This window comes from Actinoallomurus rhizosphaericola (assembly GCF_024055675.1).
Classification (GTDB): domain Bacteria; phylum Actinomycetota; class Actinomycetes; order Streptosporangiales; family Streptosporangiaceae; genus Actinoallomurus; species Actinoallomurus soli.
In genome coordinates this window covers 126,936-147,545 of sequence record NZ_JAMXMW010000007.1, presented here as the reverse complement: position 1 = coordinate 147,545, position 20,610 = coordinate 126,936, and the positions used below count along the sequence as shown (strand labels likewise).

The 20,610-nt window shown below is 70.9% G+C and carries 16 protein-coding genes; 3 read left to right on the top strand and 13 right to left on the bottom strand.

Going from position 1 to position 20,610, the window contains the following annotated elements:
• Positions 1 to 155: 155 nt before the first annotated feature.
• The 11 genes from NE234_RS18000 to NE234_RS17950 form a co-directional block, all read right to left on the bottom strand.
• Positions 156 to 1,487: a GH1 family beta-glucosidase gene (locus tag NE234_RS18000; protein ID WP_256528983.1), complete on the bottom strand. Its 1,332-nt coding sequence runs from the start codon at positions 1,485 to 1,487 to the stop codon at positions 156 to 158.
• A gap of 44 nt (positions 1,488 to 1,531) precedes the next feature.
• A complete protein-coding gene (locus tag NE234_RS17995; RefSeq protein WP_252781464.1) occupies positions 1,532 to 2,389 on the bottom strand; it encodes a carbohydrate ABC transporter permease in 858 nt (285 codons plus the stop codon).
• Positions 2,382 to 3,377, bottom strand: a complete 996-nt coding sequence (locus tag NE234_RS17990) for a carbohydrate ABC transporter permease (RefSeq protein WP_252781463.1) — start codon at positions 3,375 to 3,377, stop codon at positions 2,382 to 2,384. Before NE234_RS17990 ends, NE234_RS17995 begins: the two co-directional genes overlap by 8 nt.
• Positions 3,378 to 3,393: 16 nt before the next feature.
• Positions 3,394 to 4,707, bottom strand: a complete 1,314-nt coding sequence (locus NE234_RS17985) for an ABC transporter substrate-binding protein (RefSeq protein WP_252781462.1) — start codon at positions 4,705 to 4,707, stop codon at positions 3,394 to 3,396.
• Between the two features lie 104 nt (positions 4,708 to 4,811).
• Positions 4,812 to 6,578 carry a beta-glucuronidase gene (gene uidA / locus NE234_RS17980; protein ID WP_252781461.1) on the bottom strand — a complete coding sequence of 589 codons (1,767 nt, stop codon included), beginning with the start codon at positions 6,576 to 6,578 and terminating at the stop codon, positions 4,812 to 4,814.
• A 126-nt stretch (positions 6,579 to 6,704) separates the two neighbouring features.
• On the bottom strand, positions 6,705 to 8,546 hold the full coding sequence (locus NE234_RS17975) for a glycoside hydrolase family 15 protein (RefSeq protein ID WP_252781460.1): 1,842 nt from the start codon (positions 8,544 to 8,546) through the stop codon (positions 6,705 to 6,707).
• An 87-nt stretch (positions 8,547 to 8,633) separates the two neighbouring features.
• Positions 8,634 to 10,217 (bottom strand): glycoside hydrolase family 13 protein, encoded by a 1,584-nt coding sequence (locus tag NE234_RS17970; protein WP_252781459.1) that lies wholly within the window; start codon positions 10,215 to 10,217, stop codon positions 8,634 to 8,636.
• Between the two features lie 127 nt (positions 10,218 to 10,344).
• Complete coding sequence (locus tag NE234_RS17965) at positions 10,345 to 11,337, bottom strand: carbohydrate ABC transporter permease (RefSeq protein WP_252781458.1); 993 nt, start codon at positions 11,335 to 11,337, stop codon at positions 10,345 to 10,347.
• A 16-nt stretch (positions 11,338 to 11,353) separates the two neighbouring features.
• Positions 11,354 to 12,298, bottom strand: coding sequence for a carbohydrate ABC transporter permease (locus NE234_RS17960; RefSeq protein ID WP_252781457.1), 945 nt, complete (start codon positions 12,296 to 12,298; stop codon positions 11,354 to 11,356).
• A gap of 37 nt (positions 12,299 to 12,335) precedes the next feature.
• The gene (locus NE234_RS17955; RefSeq protein ID WP_252781456.1) at positions 12,336 to 13,685 is read right to left on the bottom strand and encodes an ABC transporter substrate-binding protein; all 1,350 of its coding nucleotides are present in this window, start codon (positions 13,683 to 13,685) and stop codon (positions 12,336 to 12,338) included.
• Positions 13,686 to 13,932: 247 nt separating this feature from the next.
• Positions 13,933 to 15,138 carry a LacI family DNA-binding transcriptional regulator gene (locus tag NE234_RS17950; RefSeq protein ID WP_256528940.1) on the bottom strand — a complete coding sequence of 402 codons (1,206 nt, stop codon included), beginning with the start codon at positions 15,136 to 15,138 and terminating at the stop codon, positions 13,933 to 13,935.
• Between NE234_RS17950 and NE234_RS17945 the strand changes: the two genes are divergently transcribed.
• From NE234_RS17945 to NE234_RS17935, 3 genes are all read left to right on the top strand, one after another.
• Positions 15,032 to 15,391 carry a TraR/DksA family transcriptional regulator gene (locus tag NE234_RS17945; RefSeq protein WP_252781454.1) on the top strand — a complete coding sequence of 120 codons (360 nt, stop codon included), beginning with the start codon at positions 15,032 to 15,034 and terminating at the stop codon, positions 15,389 to 15,391. The genes NE234_RS17950 and NE234_RS17945 overlap by 107 nt on opposite strands.
• 103 nt (positions 15,392 to 15,494) lie before the next feature.
• The gene (locus tag NE234_RS17940) at positions 15,495 to 17,210 is read left to right on the top strand and encodes a serine/threonine-protein kinase (RefSeq protein ID WP_252781453.1); all 1,716 of its coding nucleotides are present in this window, start codon (positions 15,495 to 15,497) and stop codon (positions 17,208 to 17,210) included.
• A 493-nt stretch (positions 17,211 to 17,703) separates the two neighbouring features.
• Positions 17,704 to 18,213 carry a lytic polysaccharide monooxygenase auxiliary activity family 9 protein gene (locus NE234_RS17935; protein WP_252781452.1) on the top strand — a complete coding sequence of 170 codons (510 nt, stop codon included), beginning with the start codon at positions 17,704 to 17,706 and terminating at the stop codon, positions 18,211 to 18,213.
• 154 nt (positions 18,214 to 18,367) lie between these two features.
• Here NE234_RS17935 and NE234_RS17930 read toward each other — a convergent pair whose 3' ends face one another.
• Positions 18,368 to 18,700, bottom strand: a complete 333-nt coding sequence (locus NE234_RS17930) for a DUF2795 domain-containing protein (RefSeq protein WP_252781451.1) — start codon at positions 18,698 to 18,700, stop codon at positions 18,368 to 18,370.
• Between the two features lie 133 nt (positions 18,701 to 18,833).
• The gene (locus NE234_RS17925; RefSeq protein WP_252781450.1) at positions 18,834 to 20,525 is read right to left on the bottom strand and encodes a PucR family transcriptional regulator; all 1,692 of its coding nucleotides are present in this window, start codon (positions 20,523 to 20,525) and stop codon (positions 18,834 to 18,836) included.
• Positions 20,526 to 20,610: the final 85 nt, after the last annotated feature.

The following is a 20,610-nucleotide window of genomic DNA, read 5'->3' as shown; positions in this document are numbered from 1 at the left end:
CCCGCGTCCGTACCCGGCTCGCGATCCCGCCTTCCTACCCGGCTCGCGATGCCGGGTCCGTCCCCGGCTCGCGACGGCGCGGCCCTCGCCGGGAGACGGACACCGGCGAGGGCCGCGGTCTGGGCGCGGGCCGTGAGGGCCCGGCGGAGGCGACGTCAGGTGCCGGTGCGCTCCCGGTGGGTGCGGATGAGTTCGGCGTAGCGGAGGCCGCTGTCCTTCACGGTCCGCCGCTGCGTGTCGAAGTCGACGTGGACCAGGCCGAAGCGCGGGGCGTAGCCGGCCGCCCATTCGAAGTTGTCCATCAGCGACCAGGCGAAGTACCCGGCCAGCGGGGCGCCGCGCCGGACCGCCGACGCGCACGCCGCGAGGTGCCCCTCCAGGTAGGCGGCCCGGTCCGGGTCGTGCACCCGCCCGCCCTCGACGGTGTCCGCGAACGCCGAGCCGTTCTCGGTGACGTACATCCGCGGCGGCCGGTACTCCTCGGCGACCCGGGCCAGGATGTCCGCCAGGCCGTCGGGCTCGATGACCCAGTCCAGCCCGGTGAGCGGGCGGCCGGCCGGCGTGGTCTCCCGGACGTACGGCGGGGTGCCGTCGGGGTCGTCCGCGACGACGGCCGGCCGGTAGTAGTTGACGCCCAGCCAGTCCAGCGGCGCGCCGATGGTCTCCAGGTCGCCGGGCTGTTCGGGCAGGTCGACGCCGTACACCTCGAGCATGTCCGCGGGGAAGCCCCGCCCGAACACCGGGTCGAGCCACCAGCGGTTCGTGTGGCCGTCGAAGCGCTTCGCCGCCGAGGCGTCGGCGGCCGAGTCGCTCGCGGGCTCCACCGGGTTGAGCAGGTGGACGACGCCGACCTCGACGCCGGGCACGGTGGCCCGCAGGGCCTGCGACGCCAACCCGTGGCCGAGCAGCATGTGGTACGACGCGGGCACCGCCGCCTTGACGTCGGTGAGGCCCGGCGCGTGCCGGCCTTCGAGGTGGCCGATCCAGGCGGCGCACATCGGCTCGTTCAGCGTGGCCCAGCCCTTGACGCGGTCGCCGAGTGCCCCGGCGACGCAGGCGGCGTAGTCGGCGAAGTGCCGGGCGGTGTCGCGGTTGGTCCAGCCGCCGGCGTCCTGCAGCACCTGGGGCAGGTCCCAGTGGTAGAGCGTGGGGAACGGCGTGATGCCCGCGTCGAGCAGGGCGTCCACGAGACGGTCGTAGAAGGCCAGGCCCGGAGCGTTCACCGGGCCGGTCCCGCCGGGGAAGACGCGGGGCCAGGCGATCGAGAACCGGTAGGCGGTCACGCCGAGCCGCTTCATGATCTCGATGTCCTCGGGCCAGCGGTGGTAGTGGTCGCACGCCACATCGCCGTGGTCGCCGCCGTCCACCTTCCCCGGGGTGTGGCTGAAGGTGTCCCAGATCGACGGGGACCGGCCGTCCTCGTCGACCGCGCCCTCGATCTGGTAAGAGGAGGTCGCCACGCCCCATGCGAAGTCCACGGGGAGCAGGCTGAGGTGATCCACGGAGTGCCTTTCTGTGGTGGTGGCGGCGTTCACTTGACGGCCCCGGCGGTGAGCCCGGCGACCAGGTAACGCTGCAGGAGGAGGAACCCGGCGACCACGGGGACGCTGACGAACAGCGAGGCGGCCATCACCTGGTTCCAGTACACGTCGGTCTCGGTCGCGTACGCGCGCAGCCCCACGGCCAGCGTGCGGGTCGCGTCGTTGGTCATCACGGAGGCGAACAGGACTTCGCTCCAGGCGGTCATGAAGGCGTAGATCGCCACCGCGACGATGCCCGGCAGCGAGGCGGGGATGACGACGCGGAACAGCGCGCCGAGCGGCCCGCAGCCGTCCACCATCGCCGCCTCGTCGAGCCCTTCGGGGATGGAGTCGAAGTAGCCGACCAGCATCCAGATCGAGAAGGGCAGCGAGAAGGTGAGGAAGGTGAGGATCAGGCCGCCGCGCGAGCCGCTCAGCGCGAGGCCGGTGGCGTTGCCGACGCCGACGTAGATGAGGAACAGCGGCAGGAGGAACAGGATGCCGGGGAACATCTGGGTGGACAGCACCGTGACGGTGAACACCCGGCGGCCCTTGAACCGGTAGCGGCTGACGGCGTAGGCCGCGAAGATCGCCACGACGACCGAGCAGACCGTCGCGCCGACGGAGACGATGATCGAGTTGGCGAAGTAGTGGGCGAGCGGAACGGTCCGCCACATGTCGATGTACGGGCGGAGGGTGAGCCGTTCGGGGAACCAGTGGAACGTCCCCGCGACGTCCTGCAGCGGCTTGAGCGAGCTGCTCAGCATGACGTACACGGGCAGCGCCGAGAACACCGTGAGCAGGGTCAGGACGACGCGCCGGGTCCACACGAACGAGCGCGGCGGCGCCATCGGTGAGCGGTCAGGCACGTGCGCCCCTCCTTCGTGACGTGACCAGCAGGTAGACGGCCGTGACCAGGCCGAGGAACAGCAGCATCAGCACCGACATCGCCGATCCCTCGCCGAAGTTCCAGGTGATGAACGAGGACTGGTAGATGTGCAGGGAGACCAGGTCCCCGCCGGCCGGTGGCGCCTGGCCGAACAGCACGTACGGCGTGGAGAAGTCGTTGAACGTCCACAGGAACAGGACGAGCACGAGGACCTGGTTCACCGGGCGCAGGGACGGCAGCGTGATCCGGTGGATCTGCTGCCAGATCCCGGCGCCGTCGATCGCCGATGCCTCGTACAGCTCGCGCGGGATGTTCTGCAGGCCGGCGACGACGACGAGGAAGGCGAACGGCCAGTTGCGCCAGACCGAGACGATGACGAGGGAGTAGAAGCTGTTGTCGCCGAGCAGCCAGAAGGTCGGCCTGCCGGTGAGGTGCAGCTGGTCGTGCAGGACGTGGTTCACGATGCCGTTGTCGTGCTGGAACATGAACGCCCAGACGATCACCGAGGCGTACAGCGGCAGGGCGTACGGGGTGAGGAACAGCGCCCGCAGCACCCCCCGGCCGCGAAAATCGTCCTGCATGAGGACGGCCGCGGCCGTGCCGAGCAGCCAGGACAGGCCGACCGCCAGCACGGTGAAGGCGCAGGTGACGAGGAAGGAGTTCAGCAGGGCGTGCCCGATCGGCCCGTTCACCTTCACCACGACGCGGTAGTTGTCCCACCCGGTCCAGGGGGCCTTCCACCATTCGCGGATGAAGAACTGGGTGAGCTCCTTGAAGCTCATCGCCACGCCCAGGACCATCGGGATGACGTGGACGATGAGCTCGAGGAGGATCGCGGGCAGCAGGAGGAGATACGGCAGGCCCCCGCGCCGCACCCGGTCGGGGATGCGGAACGGGCGCCGGCGCGGCGCCCCCGGGCCGGTCTCCCGGGCCCCGGGGGGCGCCTCGCGATGCGCGGTCGTCGTCATCAGTGGTGGACCCGCGCTACATCTGCTGCTGGGCCTTGGCGAGCCGGCTGCGCACCGACTCCAGCGTCACCGGCCGCCCGGCCGCCGCGTCGGCCAGCAGGTCCTTCAGCGCACTGCCGATGACCTGCTCGAACTGCGACTCCTTGGGCACCTGCGGCATCGGCGTCGCGCTGGTGGCGATGGTCGTGCGCAGGATGTTCTGCTCCGGGGTGGCGAACGCCGGGTCCTGCGCGGCGGTCTTGACCGCCGGGATCGAGCCGTACTCGGAGTTGAGCTTCTTCTGCTCGGCGTCGCTGGTCATGAACTGCACGAACTTCAGGGCGCCGTCGAGGTTGCCGGTGTTCTTGAAGACGGCCATGTTGATCCCGGCGACCATGGAGTTCACGTTCTGCCCCTGTCCGGGCGCGCCGGACTGTACGGGGACCGGGGCGACGCCGTAGTCGTCGGGCTTCATCCCGTGGCTCTGGAAGTTCTTGCCGCCGGCCTGCCAGAGGATCATCGCGGCCTTGCCGGAGGCGAAGTCGCGGACGGACTCGTTCTGGGCGTACTCCGCGTCGCTCGGCGAGGCGATCTTGTCGCTTGCCACGAAGTCGACGTACTGCTTGACGCCCTCGGCGACGCCCGGCGCGGTGAACGTCGGGTTGCCCTGCGCGTCGAAGAAGTCACCGCCGTGCTGCTTGGCGAAGACGAAGGCGTGGTGGGTGTTCTCCGGGATGCTGGCGCCCTCGATGGCCAGGCCGGTGTGGCCGCCGGTGGTCAGCTTCTTGCCGTCCTGGACGAGCTCGTTCCAGGTGGCCGGCGGCTTGCTGATCCCGGCCTGGCCGAAGAGCTTCTTGTTGTAGTACAGCGCGTACGACAGGGAGTAGAGCGGCACGGCCGTCGGCGGCTTGCCGGCCGCGCCCGTCGAGCCGAGCGCCGACGCCTGGAAGCGGTCCTTGCCGCCGATCTTGGCGAAGTTGGCGTCGGTGAAGGGGAGGAGGGCGCCGGTCGCCTGTAGCGAGGCCGACCAGGTGTTGCCGATGTTCATCACGTCGGGGCCCTGCCCGGACGTGGTCGCGGCGAGGATGCGGTTGAGCAGGTCGGACCACGGGACGACCTCGAGCTTGACCTTGATGCCGGTCTGCTTCTCGAACGCCTGCAGCTCGGGGGTGAGCTTGGCCTTGTCGTCCTCCAGGCTGGCGCCCTGGTTGCTCGCCCAGTAGGTGAGCGTCTTGGGGTGGCTGTTGCCACCGTTCGGCGCGGTGGAGGTCCCGCCCCCGCAGCCGGGGAGCACGGCGAGGACGGTCGCGCCTAGGACGGCGCCGAAGGCGGTACGGGCCCGCACGCTCATAATGCCACTTCCTCCGTGAGGCTAATTTTAAGGCATGATTTAAGATCTGAGATAAGCGTGTCAAGGGCGTGGTGATCGCGCGATTGTCACGAATGCGCATACGGTCAATCCGCCTCCGTCCGCCAGCGGCGGCGCAGGGCGAAGGCGGCCGCCTTAGGCCGGCGGTCCCGCGTGAAGACGCCCTTTTTGTTGCCGTCGGCGCGGTTCACGCCGTACCCGGTCGCGAAGTCGGCGAAGTTCCAGACGTGCTCGCCCACGACGGAGCCGACACGGTCGAAGACCCGGTGGAAGGTCTCCAACAGCGCGACCTGGTAGTCCTCGGTCCAGGTGCCCGCCGCGACCGAGCGCACGCCGGCGATCGCGTCCGCGCCGTACTCGGTCACGATGATCGGCTTGCCGTGCAGGCGGACCCATTCGCGCAGCTCCGCCTCCAGCTCGCGCTCCGCCGTCACCAGGTCGCCGGTGTCGACGTACCAGCCGTTGTAGCGGTTGAGGCAGATGACGTCGAACAGGTCGCTCATGACGTCCCTGTCCGGGGGCAGCTGGACCTGGGCGAAGCAGACGGGCCGGCTCGGGTCGGCCTCGCGCGCGGCCCGGACGAGCGGCTCGAAGTACGTGCGCGCCTCGGGCCGGGCCGAGTCCGGTTCGTTGGCGATGCTCCACATGACCACGCTCGGGTGGTTCTTGTCGCGGGCGATCAGCTCCTGGATGGCGCGCAGGTGGGCCGCCCGGGTGGTGTCGTCGATCGCCGCCCAGATGTGCGGCGGGTCGCCGGGGACGAGCGTGTGCGCGATCTCGAAGTTGAGCCCGACGGCCGGGGTCTCGTCGATGACGACGATGCCGTGCCGGTCGGCGTACTCCAGCACCTCCTCGGCGTACGGGTAGTGCGAGGTGCGGAAGGAGTTCGCGCCGATCCAGTCGAGCAGCGCGAAGTCGTGCACCATGTGGACGTCGTCGTGGCCCTTGCCGCGCACGGGGTTGTCCTCGTGCTTGCCGAATCCCCGGAAGTGGAACGGCTCGCCGTTGATCAGGAAGCGGTCGCCGTCCACCCTCACCTCGCGGATGCCGACCGGCAGCGCGTACTCGTCGGCGTCCTCGCCGCCCGTACGGACCTCGAGGCGGTGCAGGTGGCCGTGGCCGGGCCGCCACAGCGTCGCGTCCGGTACCTCGAGCGTGCCGGCGGCGGTCGTTGCCCGCGCCCGTTCGGCGCCGTCGGCGTCGCGCAGCACGACCTCGGCGACCTGCCCGTCCACGACGTCCACGCGGTAGTGGACCCGGGCGTCGGCGCCCGTCACCTCCGTGGTCACGGTGATGTCGCGGACGTACGAGCGGGGCGTGCTGTAGAGCCAGACCGCGCGGTGCAGCCCGGCGTAGTTGAAGAAGTCGTGGAAGTACCGCTGGCGGCGGCGCCCGTCCGGCAGGACGTCGACGATCCCGGGCGGGATCGAGGAGGGGGTCAGCCGGTTGTCGACCACCACGGTCACCCGGCCGGTCTCGCCGGGGCGGGCGTGCCCGGTCAGGTCGCACTCGAACGGCGTGTAACCGCCGTCGTGCCGTCCGACCTCGGCGTCGTTCCACCAGACAACGGCGCGATGGGCGGCGGCGTCGAACCGCAGCACGACCCGCCGGCCCGCCCACCCGGCCGGGATCCGTACCTCCCGCTGGTACCAGACGTCGCCGACGTGGTCGTGGGCGTCCCGGGTGGCCGGCACGTCGTTGAAGCTCGCCGGAACCGGCATCTCCGACGCGCCGGGGAGCGGGCCGGACCACCACCGCTCGGCGCGCCCCTGGTCGCCGGGGTCGAGCGCGAAGGCCCACAGCCCGTTGAGACCGACACGTTCGCGGCTGGGCGTCTCCTGAGGACGTAGCACGATACCTCCGGGGAAGGCTAATTTTTTGGCATGATTTAAGGACTGACGTAAGCGTGTCAAGGGTGGGTGATCGCGCTGAACGGCGACCGGCGGCCGCCGGGTCGTGAGACGGTGGCGGCCGCAGGCTCAGCCGAGCGCGCGGTCGAGATTGAACGCGGCGCTGATCAGCGCCAGGTGGGTGAACGCCTGGGGGAAGTTGCCCTGCTGTTCTCCGGTGTGGCTGATCTCTTCGGCGTACAGGCCGACGTGGTTGGCGTAGGTGAGCATCTTCTCGAAGGCCAGCCGGGCCTCCTCCACACGCCCGGCGCGGGCGAGGGCCTCGACGTACCAGAAGGAGCAGATGGAGAAGGTGCCCTCCTCGCCCCCGACGCCGTCCGGGCTGATCCGCGGGTCGTAACGGTAGACCAGCGAGTCGGACACCAGATCCGCCGTGAGCGCGTCCAGCGTCGACAGCCACTTCGGGTCGGTGGGGGAGACGAACTTGGCCAGCGGCATCATCAGCACGGCCGCGTCGAGCGCGTCACCGTCCTCATGCTGGACGAACGCCTTCCGGGCAGGACACCAGCAGCTTCCCATGATCCGCCGGTAGATCTCATCCCTGGACCTCATCCACTGCGGCAGCTCACCGGGCAGACCGCGGCGCCGGGCCGTGCGCATGGCCCGTTCGATCGCCACCCAGCACATCAGCCGCGAGTACAGGAATCTCCTGCGCCCGGAACGGGCCTCCCAGATGCCCTCATCGGGCTGGTCCCAGTTGCGGCAGACCCAGTCGACCACCGCGCACACCCCGTCCCAGTGGTCGCTGGAGATCGGCTGCCCCCACTTGTCGTAGAGGTAGACGGAGTCGATCAGGGCACCGTAGATGTCGAGCTGCAGCTGGTCGGCGGCGGCGTTGCCGACCCGGACCGGCGCCGAACCGCGATGACCCTCCAGATGGGGCAGCTCGCGCTCGGGCAGGTCGGTACGCCCGTCGATGCCGTACATGATCTGCAAGGGCCCGGACGGCCCGTCACCGCACAGGTTCGTCCGCCGCCGCAGGAAGGCCATCAACGCCTCGGCCTCTCCGGTGAAGCCCAGGCGCAGCAGCGCGTACACGGCGAACGCCGCGTCACGGACCCAGACGTAACGGTAGTCCCAGTTCCGTCCGCCTCCGAGGCGCTCCGGCAGGCTCGTGGTGGGCGCGGCGACGATCGCGCCGGTGGGGGCGTAGGTCAGCAGCTTGAGGGTCAGCGCCGAGCGGTGCACCATCTCCCGCCATCGGCCGCGGTAGCGGGACGACGACAGCCAGGTCCGCCAGAAGGCGACCGTGGCCGTGAACTCCCGGTCCGCCTCGGTGTACGGACAGGCACGCGGCGCGATCGTGTCGCCGATGTGGTCCAGGGCGAAGACCGCGGCCTGGCCCTCGGTGAGCTTGAACTCCGCGTGGACGTCCACGCCGTCGCACTCGAGCGGCACTGTGGCGGTCAGCGCGAGCGTGAGCGCCTCGGACTCGAAGAGCACCGCGTCGTCGAGCATCCGCGCGGTGTGGGGGTCGGCGCCGTAGCCGAACCGGGGAGCGATCCGGGCGCGGAAAGGGAGCGATCCGCGTACGCACATCACCCGCCGGATCAGCCGGTGCCGGTCGGCTTCGCCGGTCTCGCAGACCGGCATGAAGTCCTGGACCTCGCCGAGCCCGTCCTCGGTGAAAAACCGGGTGATCAGCACGTTCGTGTCGGGAAAGTAGAACTGCTTGGTCCTGGCCGGCGCGATCGCGGCCAGCTCGAACGATCCGCCCCGGTCGGCGTCGAGGATGGCGGCGAAGACGCTCGGCGCGTCGAACCGCGGGCAGCAGTACCAGTCGATGGTGCCGTCGGTGCCGACCAGGGCCACCGTTCGCAGATCGCCGATCAGCCCGTGATCGGAGATCGGCAGGTAGCGGTCGGCTCCGGTCGGCCCCCGCCTCGCGGACGTGGTCCGTGTCGTGTCCATGGCAGCGGCTCCTCCCCCGGATCGCCGATGCGCGTCTACCAGCCTAGACGGAGCGGCGTCGGCGGGGGAGGAGCCCGGGCACCCGGATCAGCGCAGCCAGACGGCGGTGTCCGGGGGGAGTTCGCCCCGTTCGAGGGGGTCGCTGGCGAGCAGTGGCTCCCGGCCCTCCGGCAGGCGCACGGGGCCGGCGCCGAGGTTGACGACGCAGGTGATCCCGTTCTCCCGGTCGAAGGCCAGGACGTTCTCGCCCATCGGACGCCAGGTCATGCCGCCGTAGCCGAGCAGCTCCCGCCGCAGCCGCAGTCCTCGCCGGTAGAGGCCGAGCGTCGAGGACGGGTCGCCCGACTGGGCCTCGACCGCCAGGTCGCGCCAGGCCGCGGGCTGCGGCAGCCACGGCTCGCCGCCGAAGCCGAGGCCGGGCGCGTCACCGGACCAGGGGATGGGAACCCGGCAGCCGTCCCGGCCGCGGTCGGTACGGCCGGAGCGGAACCAGATCGGGTCCTCCAGTACCTCCTCGGGCAGGTCCTCGACCTCCCAGAGACCGAGCTCCTCGCCCTGGTAGACGTAGACGCTGCCCGGGAGCGCCATCGCCAGCAGCGCCGCCGCCCGGGAGCGGCGCAGCCCGAGCCGCAGGTCCGTCGGCGCCCCGTGCCGCCGCTCGTTCAGGTCGAAGGACGTGTCCTCCCGGCCGAACCGCGTGACGGGCCGGGTGACGTCGTGGTTGGACAGCACCCAGGTCGGCGGCGCGCCGAGCGGCGTGTGGGTCTCCAGGGTCGTGTCGATCACCCGGCGCAGCGCGGCGGCGTCCCACGGGCAGCCCAGGAAGTCGAAGTTGAAGGCCGTGTGCAGCTCGTCGGGGGCCAGGTAGGCGGCGAAGCGGTCCTGGTCGGGCAGCCACAGCTCCCCGATCAGCGCGCGGTCGCCGTATCCGTCGGAGGTACGCCGCCAGGCGCGGTAGATGTCGTGCACGCCGTCCCGGTCGGTGTACGGGTCGCGCCCGTCCGGCTCCGCGTCCGGGTCCTTGACCAGCACGGCGGCGGAGTCGATGCGGATACCGTCCACTCCCCGGTCGAACCAGAACCGCAGGACGTCGAGGAACTCCTCGCGGACCTCCGGATTGGTCCAGTTGAAGTCGGGCTGTTCCGGGGCGAACAGGTGGAGGTACCACTCACCGTCCGGCACCCGGGTCCACGCCGGGCCGCCGAAGATGGACTCCCAGTCGTTCGGCGGCGCGTCGCCGCGTCCCGGCCGGAACCAGAACCGCTCCCGTGCCGCGGAGCCCGGCTCGGCCCGCAGCGCCTCCTGGAACCAGGCGTGGCGGTCGGAGCAGTGGTTCGGGACGATGTCGATGATGACCCGGAGCCCGAGCCCGTGCGCCTCCTCGATGAGCTTCTCCGCCTCGGCGAGCGTGCCGAAGACCGGGTCGATGTCCCGGTAGTCCGCGACGTCGTAGCCGCCGTCGACCATCGGCGAGGGATACCACGGGTTCAGCCACAGGGCGTCGACGCCCAGGTCGGCGAGGTGGCCGAGGTGCCCTCGTAGCCCCGCCAGGTCACCGATGCCGTCCCCGTTGCCGTCCGCGAAACTGCGCAGGTAGACCTGGTAGATCGCGGCTCCCCGCCACCACCCGGCGGAGTCCGGGGTGGTGCCGGAAGGAACGTTTTCGGCCATGCCGGTCATCAATCTCCCTCGATGTCGTTGGTCGGCGCGGGTACGGGGTGGCGTGGTCCGGAACGGCACGGATCGCGCCGCGGGCCGTCCGGTGGACGGCCCGGCCGCAGGACCTGGTCCGCGCGTCTCACCCCTTCAGCCCGCCGGCGGTCAGGCCGGCCATGATGTGGCGCTGGAACAGCAGGAAGACCGCCACGGCCGGGATGCTCGCGATCACGAGGGCGGCGATGAGGATGTTCTGCGGCGTCTGCTCCGACAGGGAGGAGATCGCCACGCTCACCGTCATCCGGTTGCTGTCGGGCAGCACCAGCAGTGGCCACACGAAGTCCTTCCAGACGCCCACCACCGCGAAGATGGACACGACCGCGATGATCGGCCGCGAGATCGGCAGGACGATGGACCAGAGGATCCGCCAGGACGACGCGCCGTCGATGGCCGCGGCCTCCAGCAGCTCCCCGGGGATGGAGTCGAAGAACCGCTTGAGCAGGAAGATGCTGAACGCGTTGGCCGCGGCCGGGAACCAGATCGCGAACGGCGTGTTCAGCAGGTTGGCGTGCAGGAGCGGCACGTCCCGCACGGTCAGGTACAGCGGGACCAGCAGGACGGTCGACGGGATCATCAGGGTGGCCAGCATCATGCCGAGGACCGCTCGGCCGAGAACGGGCCGCAGCTTGGACAGGGCGTACGCCGCCGGGACGCAGACCGCCAACTGCAACAGCCAGGCGCCCACGGCGTACTCGAGCGTGTTGAGCAGGAACCTGCCCAGGTACAGCCGCCGCCACGCGTCGCGGTAGACGCCGGGGTGAGGGTGCCGCGGAAACAGCGTCGGCGGGGTCCGGGCCAGCTCGCCGGAGGACTTCATCGCGCCGGTCACCATCCAGTACAGCGGGAAGACGAAGACGGCGGTGAACAACACGATCACGGCGATGAGAACGATCCAGTAGATCACCCGGCCGCGCGGGGTGTTCAGCGCGCGGGCCGAGATCAGGGTCCGCGGGGCGGGTGTGTCGCCGGGGGCGCTCCTCCGGCCACGTCGGCGCGGCCGCTCGGGCGCGGCGCGCCCCCGCCGGTGGCGCCGCCCGGCGGCCGTGGTGGCCGCCCCGCTGGTGGGCTCGGTCAACTCCGGCCTCCTCGTCTCATCGCCCGCCGTCCCGGGTGACCCGCAGATACACCGCCGAGAACACCATCAGGACGACCATCAGCATCAGCCCGAGGGCGCTGCCCCCGCCGTAGCTGTTGAAGCGGAACGCGTACAGGTACATCAGGTAGACGACGCTGACCGTGGCGTCCTGCGGCCCGCCGCCGGTGAGCAGGTACGGCTCGACGAAGACCTGCATGGTGGCGATCACCTGGAGCAGGAGCATGACCAGCAGGATCAGCCGCGTCTGCGGGATCGTGACGTGCCGGACCCGCCGCAGCAGCCCCGCACCGTCCAGCTCCGCCGCCTCGTACAGCTCGCTCTGCACGCTCTGCAGGGCGGCGAGGTAGATGAGCGTGCCGCTGCCCATGTTCATCCACGTGGAGACGATGACGAGGGACAGCAGCGCGGTGCTCGTGGAGTCCAGCCAGTTCAGCCCCGGCAGGTGGGCCACGTGCAGCAGCTGGTTGAACAGCCCGGGACCGGGGTCGTAGAACCACTTGAACAGCAGCACCGCGACCGCCGGCGGGAGCATGACGGGCAGGTACACGACGAACCTGAGGTAGGCGCGCGCGTGGCGCAGCTCGTTCAGCACGACCGCCGTGACGAACGGCAGGACGTAGCCGCAGAGCAGCGCCAGGCCGGTGAACTCCAGGGTGTTCAGCCAGGCCTTGCCGAACGCCGGGTCGCCGGCCACCCGGCGGAAGTTGTCCAGGCCGACCCACTCGGACCGTCCGACGAAGTTCGTCTTCTGGAAGCCGAGCAGCGCCTCCCGCACGATCGGGTACCAGGAGAACACCGCGAAGCAGATCAGCGCTCCGCACAGGAACCCGTACGCGGACAGGCCGCGCCGGACGGCGTGCCGGGACACGGACCGGCGTGGCCCGGCCGGGCGGGACGTCGAACGCCGCGGTGCGGCCTTCCTCAGGATCGTCGTGGTCACCGGTCTCTCCTCACGTCGTCACCCGGCCGTGGCCTGTTCAGTTGGATCGGGCGAGGATGCCGTCGACCTTCTTCTGTGCCGTCGCGAGGAGCTGGTCGATGTTGATGGTGCGGTCCGTGAGCACCCCCGACATCACCGAGTCGAGGACGGCGTAGATCTGCTGCGCGTTCGCCGGCTCGAGCCGGCCGGGGATGCGGTCGACCGCGTCTTCGTACGGCTTGTAGTTGGCGACCGGGACGTTGGCGGCGGCGGTGCGCAGCGAGTGGTCGGTGGCCGCGGTCTGGCCGGTGTAGAAGTTCGGCTGCGGGAGCCCGACGGCGCGTCCGTACTTCGCGGCCCGCTGGTAGTTCAGCTGTCCCTGGCCCGGCGTGAGGGCGTAGTACTCCAGCCAGAGCAGGCCCGCCTTGATCTTGGCGGGGGAGTCCTTCACGTTGAACAGGTAGCCGTCGCCGCCGAGGAGGGTGCCCTTCGCCTCGGGGATCGGCGCCAGGCCGTAGTCCTTGTACTTGCTCTGGAACTGGTCGACCAGCGCGGTGATGTTGTCCGGGGCCGACAGGTACATGCCGAGCCGGCCGGCGGCCATCATCTGCTGCACGTCGGCGAGCTGCAGCAGCTGCTTGGAGCCCATGCTGTCGTCCGTCCAGCGCATCTGCTGCAGGTTCTGCAGCACGGCGCGGCCCTGCGGGCTGTTGAACGCGGCCTTCTTCCCGTCGGGCGTGACGACGTCGCCGCCCTGGGCGTACAGCTCGGTGGTGAAGTGCCAGCCGCCCTGGTTGCCCGCGCTGTAGTCGGCGTAGCCGACGATGCCCTTGCCCAGACCCGCGATCTTCTTCGCGTCCGCGCGCAGCTCCGCCCAGGTCGCGGGCGGCTTGTCGGGGTCGAGCCCCGCCTGCTTGAACAGGTTGCGGTTGTAGAGCAGGCCCATCGAGTAGTTCTGCCGGGGCAGGCCGTAGATCTTGCCGTCGGGACCGGTGAAGACCTTCTTCACGGACGGCTGGATGTCGGGGAACTGCTTGACGCTGCCGACGTACTTGCTGATGTCGGCGGCCTGACCGGACGTGATGACGCTCTGGATGTCGGTGAAGTAGGCGTAGAAGACGTCCTCCATCTGGCCGCCCGCGAGCTTGGCCGTGAACGTCTTCGGGTCGGCGCAGGGGAAGGCGTCCTTGCCGACCACGGTGATGTCCGGGTGCAGCTTCTCGAACGCGGCGACGTCCTCCGTCCACTCCCGGCGCTGGATCGGCTGGCTCTTCGCGGGCATGCAGCCGACCGTGATGGTCACCTTGCCGCCCGAGGCGTCGTTCTTGGAGTCGTCACCGCCCCCGCACGCCGTACCGGTCAGGGCGAGCCCTGCCGCCAGCAGGATCGCAAGCCTTCGGGGTCTCATCGTCGACTCCCTCCTGGACTGGCCTCGGGCGAGGCCGTGGGCCGGGGACCGGGACTGCAGGATCCGGTGCGAGAACGATATAGAGACCAACAGGGCACTGCAATAGACGTACTAAAGATCGAAAAAAGTTGACAGCACGTTCCTCCTGTGAAGGCGGCTCAGCGGCAGGGTGCTCCGGTGAACGCGTCAGGCGTCCTCCCGCGAAGGCGGGAGGACGCCTGAAAAGGGGAGGGGATCGCCGTGCCCGTCAGCGGACCGGGCCGGTGGAGCCGCGGACGACGAGTTCCGGCTCGAACAGCAACTCGTCGTCGGCCGCCTGCGAACCGTCGATCTGGGCGCCGAGGAGGGTGACCACCGCCCGCCCCATCGCGTCGATGGGCTGCCGGACCGTGGTCAGCGGCGGATCCGCGCAGCTCATGAACGCCGAGTCGTCGAAGCCGACCACCGAGACGTCCTCGGGCACGCGCTTGCCCTGCCGGCGGACCGCCTTGACCGCGCCGAGCGCCAGCGGGTCGCTGCCGCAGATCACGGCCGTGACCCCCCGGCGCAGCAGCCGTGACGTCGCCGCCTGGCCGCCCTCCAGCGAGAACAGTGTCCGCTCGACGAACTCGCCGTCGGAGGGGAGGCCGGCCTCGTCGGCGAGCCGCTCGAAGGTCGCCACCTTCCGGCGGGACGGCATGTGGTCCGCCGGGCCGACGACGAGGCCGATCCGCTCATGACCGAGCGAACGCAGGTGCCCGTACGCCTGCTCGATCGCGACGGCGTCGTCGGTCGCCACCGCGGGGAATCCGAGGTCGGCGACCGCCGCGTTGACGAGAACGACGGGCATGCCGCGTTTGCGGAGCAGGTGGTAGTGGTCATGAGAGGCGTCCGCCTCGGCGAACATCCCGCCCGCGAAGATCACCCCGGACGCCTGCTGGTCGAGCAGGAGGTTGACGTACTCCGGCTCGGACAGCCCGCCCGCCGTTCGGGTGCACAGGACCGGCGTGAAACCGAGTTGCACCAGGGCGCCGCTGACCACCTCGGCCAGCGCCGGGAAGATCGGGTTCTGCAACTCCGGCAGCACCAGGCCCACCAGCCGCGCCCGGTCGCCCCGCAACTGGGTCGGCCGCTCGTAGCCGAGCACGTCGAGCGCGGTCAGCACGTTGTCGCGGGTGGCGGCCGAGACACCGGGTTTGCCGTTGAGCACCCGGCTGACGGTGGCCTCGCTCACCCCGGCCTTCCGGGCCACATCAGCAAGTCGTCGTGACATGCCGCAAGAATAGCGCAGAACACGCAAAATACTTGCAGTCGTTGCAGCAAGCGGTGGGGCCGGGAATCCGGGCGGGGGCCGTGCGGTTGTAAGAATGGTGACCGAGTCGTTCTCCGCGTCCTCGCCGGCGCAGGCGCTGCGCGCCGAGCGGGCGAGCGTCCTGGAGGAGATCGCGGCGCTGACCCGCGACTGGGAGGGCATCGTCGAGTCCTCCAGCCAGATCGGCGTCGACGACGAGCACGACCCGGAGGGCGCGACCATCGCCTTCGAGCGCTCCCAGGTCGAGTCGCTGCTCGCTCAGGCGCGCCGCCATCTCGCCGATCTCGACCGAGCGGTCGAACGCCTCAATGAGGGCACCTACGGGATGTGCGAGCACTGCGGTCGCCCGATCGCACCGGAGCGCCTCCTCGCGCGCCCCGCGGCGCGTACCTGCATCACCTGCGCCGCTCGCTGAGCCCGCTGCTGAGCACTGACGTGTGCGGGAGGATCGCGGTACCGCCCGCGACGCCGTCTTTGCCAGGGGATTACTCGAAAAACGCGCGGGTATCTCCGGCGTCATGTCCTCCGCGAGCGGCACTCTCCTCGGCGAGAGATATCGGGTCGCCGATTCCCTCGGGAGCGGCGGCATGGGTGCGGTGTGGCGGGCCCGCGACGAACTGCTCGGACGGGACGTCGCCGTCAAGGAGCTGGTGTTTCCGCCCAACCTGAGCGCCCTGGACAAGGAGACCATGCGCGGCCGCATGATGCGGGAGGCGCGCACCGCGGCCCGGCTCAGCCATCCGGGGGTCGTCCGGATCTTCGACGTCGTGGAGGCCGAGGAACGGCCCTGGATCGTCATGGAGCTGATCCCGTCCGCCCGCTCGCTGAACGGGATCCTCGACGAGGAGGGGCCCTTCGCCCCGGCGGACGCGGCCCGGATCGGGCTTGAGGTGCTGGCGGCGCTGTCTGCGGCGCACGCCGCGGGCGTCCTGCACCGGGACGTCAAGCCCGGCAACATCCTCATCGCCCCGGACGGCCGGGTGGTCCTCGGCGACTTCGGGATCGCGGTCGCGGAGGGGGAGCCGACGCTGACCCGGTCCGGCGTCCTGATCGGCTCTCCCGCCTACCTGTCGCCGGAGCAGGCGCGGGGCAGGCCCCTCACCCCCGCCTCCGACCTGTGGTCGCTCGGCGCCACGCTCTATACGGCCGTGGAGGGGGAGACGCCCTTCCACCGCGACAACGTGATGGCCACCCTCACGGCGATCCTCACCGATCCACCGAATCCCCCACGACGTGCCGGAGCGTTGTGGCCCGTGATCGAGGGACTGCTCCGCAAGGATCCGGCCGACCGGCTCGACGCCGTCGCCCTCGCCCGGGCGCTCACCGAGGTCACGGCGCGGGAGGAGATCGGCGCCGCGGACCCGGAGACCCGCGCCCGCGCGGCGGACCCGCCGCCGGCCCCGTACAAGATGCCGGTCGGCCGTCCCGCCGAGGACGAACGGCCCCGTGACGCCGCACCCGTACGGCCCCGCGGCGGGACGCCCGGCGCGGAGCCGCCCCGAGAGGACACGGAGCCACCTCGGGGGACCGGACTCCTGCCGGCACGTCCGGCGCACCGGTGGGGACGAGCCGCCGCCGTCGTGTCGATCGTCCTCCTGCTCGGGGCAGCGGGGGCCCTCACCGTTCTCCTGAACCGGTCACACCATCACGCGGCGGGCCTCACGGGCACGAGCGGCAAGGGGACCGGCCGGAGCGCGTCGCCGCTCACGACGCCGTCGGCCCGGTCCAGCGCTTCGGCGAGCCCGTCGAGGTCACGGGGGACGACGGCCGCCTCCCCGTCTCCCGGCGGCACCGCGCTGCCGGCCGACTTCCGCCGGTACGAGGACGACTCCGGCTTCTCCATCGGCGTGCCGCGCGGCTGGAAGGTCAGCCATGACGGCGGTTACGTCTACGTACGCGACCCCGGCTCGTCCCGGTACCTCCTCATCGACCAGACGACCCATCCGAAGAGCGATCCGCTGGCGGACTGGCGGCAGCAGGACGCCTACCGGCGCGGTAGCGACGCCGGGTACACCAGGATCAGGCTGGAATCCGTGCACGGATACTTCGAGAAGGCCGCCGACCTGGAGTTCCTGCACACCTCCGGCGGTGAGAAGACCCACGTGCTGAACCGCAACATCCTCGTGAACGGGCATCGGGCGTACGCGCTGTACTGGTCGACTCCGGCCTCCCAGTGGTCTCGCAGCCGGCGGTACTTCGACGTGTTCGCCGCGAGTTTCCAGCCGGCGTCCTGACGCCCGTCCGCTCCCGGCCGGAGACGCGAACGTCCGCGAGCCTGCCCCTTCCCCCAAAAGAGCGTGCTCGCGGACGTTCACCATCATCGGCCCGGAGTGACTCCGAGCGTCTGGATATCGGCCCTGTTGAGGTGTCCCCGGTGAACCCCCCAATCCAACGGGGACGAGGGCCGTTGTGGTCGTCTCGTGTTCGTCGTACGACCTAAAAGCTACGTGGCCGGCGCGTGGGATTCATCCATCCGCCGGTGACATTCGCCGTACACCCCCGGGTGACGGCGGCGGTGGTCTCCCGGCATGACCGGCCTTCGCGTTCCCGGTATTGACAGCCGGTCATGGCAGGGTCAAACTCTGGCAAACAGTAAAGTTTCCTTTTAGTTGGCGCGCATCGGAGACCGTCATGGCGGCTCGTGCCCCGCCCCCGGCCACACCTCGAGCCCAGGTACGTCCCCGCAACGGCCGCCGCTCGGGTGGCCGTCGACCATGAGGAGCTCACATGACCAGAAGGCTTGTCACCGCCGCCGCGGGCGTCGCTCTCACCCCCGCGATCATCGTGGCGCTCGCCGGCGCCGCCAGCGCCCACGGCTACATCAACTCCCCGCCGAGCCGGCAGGCGCAGTGCGCCCAGGGCATCGTCCAGTGCGGCGACATCAAGTACGAGCCGCAGAGCGTCGAAGGCCCGAAGGGCCTGCGCAGCTGCAGCGGCGGCAACGCTCGGTTCGCCGAGCTCGACGACGACAGCAAGGGCTGGCGCGCGACGCAGGTCGGGCGCACGGTCACCTTCACCTGGGTGTTCACCGCCCGTCACCGCACCACCGACTGGCAGTACTACATCGGCAACACGCTCGTCGGCGACGTCAGCGGCAACAACGCCCAGCCGCCGAGCACCGTGTCGCACACCGTCGATCTCGGCAACGTGTCCGGCCGCGTGAAGCTGCTGGCGGTCTGGAACATCGCCGACACCGCGAACGCCTTCTACTCCTGCGTCGACCTCCAGGTCGGCTGACCCCAGGCGCGGATCCGGCCCGGGAGCGGGAGACGTCGCCGTCAGGCGGCTCTCGCTTCCGGCGCCGGCCTGGTGACCGCCCGCCCACAGGTGTTCTGTCCGGGCACCTCCCCGGAGGTGACGAAGCACCGCTCCGCCGCTCGTGCGCGGGCCGTCAGCGAGGTCGCTCGCCGGGGTCGGAGCGCAGTTCATCCTCCACGGGGGGCCGTTCCACCTCGCGCTCGTGCTCCGCCAGACCCGGCTTCCGGTGGTGCCGGCGCTGGTAGTTCCGCTCAGAGGCGGTTCGATCCGGATCCGGCTCCAGGGGTACCGACCGCTGCACCTCCGCGACGGAGCCGTACTCGCCGAGGGGAAGCGCCCGCAGAGCCCGCTCCGCCTCGGTGCCCGCGGCCTTGTCGCGGGCGTGGTCGACGATCTCTTCCTTGCTCGCGGGGAAGTCCATGTCGGAGAGGACTTCCTTGATCTCGTCGGTGTTCGTGGCTCTCATGACGGACTCCTCATGAACCGCCACGCCGCCCGTACCGTCCTCGTCGGGGCTGCCCCCTCCCGGGCGACCTAAACCGCGCCGACGTGCGAGGACGACGGTCGGGCGGATGGCCGCCCGGCCGGTTCGCGGTGAACTACGGCCGTTCAGGCGCCGACCCTGGTGGGGCGGGCCGGGGGCCCGTCTGGCCTTCATGGGCGAGGAGCGCGACGTACAGGGAGGTGAGGCGCTCCCAGTCCTCCAGGTCGATGCCGAGCAACGCCTCGATGCGCTGCAGCCGGCGGTACAGGGTCGGGCGGCTGACGTGGAGCGCCTGCGCGGCCAGGGACTTGTTGCGGCCCGTCTCCATGTACGTGCGGAGCACGCCGAGGAGCGAGGGATTCTCCAGCAGCGGCCCGAGCTCGCGTCCGATGAACGCCTGCAGCTCCGGGTCGTCCCGCAGGAGCCGTACGAGCCCCCGCAGCCGCACGTCTCCCAGCCGGGCCACCGGTCCGTCAGGAGGTGCGGCCACCGCCGCGTCCGCGACGTGGACCGCCTCCACGAACGACCGGCGGACCTCGTCCAGCACCGAGCAGGCGAAGCCGGCGCCGATCACGGCCCGCCGTCCGCGCAGGGCCAGCGCCTCCCGGACCCGTACCGCGACCCGGCGGAGCACGGCGCCGGCGTCCTCCCCGTAGGGAATGCTCAGCAGCACGGCCGTGCCCTCCGGCTCGATCCGGGCGACCAGCCCCGCCACCTCCGGCGTCTCCGCCACCGCCCGGTCGACGAGCTCCGGCGTGTCGCCGCGTTCGCCGTTGCGGCGTTCGCCGTCGGCACGGCCGTCGTCGAGGACACGGACCACCAAGGGCACGAAGGTCCGCCGGTCGACGGGCAGCCCGGCGGCGCGTACCCGGGTGAAGAGCTGCTCGGGCCGGGCGGCTCCGGAGGCCAGGTCGAGCAGCAGGGACTCCGCGGCCTGTTCCTCCCAGCCGCGATCCCGGTCGCCCAGCAGGCGGTGCATCGCCAGCGCCTCGGCCGCCCGGGCCCCGAGCAGCAGCCCGAACTCCTCCGATCCGGCGTACCCGAAGAGGACCAGCCGCCCCCACCGGCGGCCGCGCGCCTCCAGGTCCACGACGATCCACCCGTCGGGCTCGACGGTCACCGGCCCGCTTCCCGCGAGCTCGGCGACCTGCCGGGAGACGCGGTCCCAGTCGCGCAGCAGCTCGCTCAGCGGGGCCCGGTCACCGGCCGAGGCGAGAACCCGCTGGGCCAGGTTGACCAGTACGACCGGGCAGCCGCTGTAGCACGCGATCTCGTCGAGCAACTGCTGCAGCGTGGCCCCGGACAGGTTGAGGGCGGTGAGGGAGGACCGGATGTTGTCGGACAGGTCGAGAGCGGCGAACCTGCCGGAGAGGAGCCGTGAGTGGACCTCCTCGGTCATCCGGACGAACGGCGCCGGCCGGTGCAGCACGATCAGCGGCATCCCGCACCGCTGCGCCGCCCGGCGCATGGGTTCGGGCGTGGTACGGAACGCGCGGCCGAGGCCGAGGACGACCGCCGCGACGCCCACGCGCCGCATTGATTCGATGTACTCCGCCTGGGCCTGGTCGTTCCCGGCCAGGAGCAGGCCCGTGGTCAGCACCATCTCCCCGCCGGCGAGCATCACGGCGACGTCCGTGGCCTCGGCGACGTGCAGCCAGCGCACCGGGCGGTCCAGGTGCGCGGTGCCGGCCACGACCTCCGGCCCCCAGGTCGCCACCAGGTCCAGGCTCAGGACGTCGCGGACCGTGAGCCGGGCGGCCGTGGACCGCGGCCCCCGCGCGGCAGGTGTGGGTGTCTGTTCGCTCAAGCCGCCGGCCTGTCTCCTTCACCCCTCCGGGTAGCGATGAGCAAGAGACTATTCCGGGTCCCCGGGGGATGCCCACCCTCACCGG

Excerpts from the sequence above, each read along its gene's own strand:
- NE234_RS17990 (WP_252781463.1), bottom strand. The coding sequence starts at position 3,377 with ATGACGACGACCGCGCATCGCGAGGCGCCCCCCGGGGCCCGGGAGACC.
- NE234_RS17985 (WP_252781462.1), bottom strand. The coding sequence starts at position 4,707 with ATGAGCGTGCGGGCCCGTACCGCCTTCGGCGCCGTCCTAGGCGCGACC.
- NE234_RS17975 (WP_252781460.1), bottom strand. The coding sequence starts at position 8,546 with ATGGACACGACACGGACCACGTCCGCGAGGCGGGGGCCGACCGGAGCC.
- NE234_RS17970 (WP_252781459.1), bottom strand. The coding sequence starts at position 10,217 with ATGGCCGAAAACGTTCCTTCCGGCACCACCCCGGACTCCGCCGGGTGG.
- NE234_RS17955 (WP_252781456.1), bottom strand. The coding sequence starts at position 13,685 with ATGAGACCCCGAAGGCTTGCGATCCTGCTGGCGGCAGGGCTCGCCCTG.
- NE234_RS17945 (WP_252781454.1), top strand. The coding sequence starts at position 15,032 with ATGGTGACCGAGTCGTTCTCCGCGTCCTCGCCGGCGCAGGCGCTGCGC.
- NE234_RS17950 (WP_256528940.1), bottom strand. The coding sequence starts at position 15,138 with ATGCCCTCCCAGTCGCGGGTCAGCGCCGCGATCTCCTCCAGGACGCTC.
- NE234_RS17940 (WP_252781453.1), top strand. The coding sequence starts at position 15,495 with ATGTCCTCCGCGAGCGGCACTCTCCTCGGCGAGAGATATCGGGTCGCC.
- NE234_RS17935 (WP_252781452.1), top strand. The coding sequence starts at position 17,704 with ATGACCAGAAGGCTTGTCACCGCCGCCGCGGGCGTCGCTCTCACCCCC.
- NE234_RS17930 (WP_252781451.1), bottom strand. The coding sequence starts at position 18,700 with ATGAGAGCCACGAACACCGACGAGATCAAGGAAGTCCTCTCCGACATG.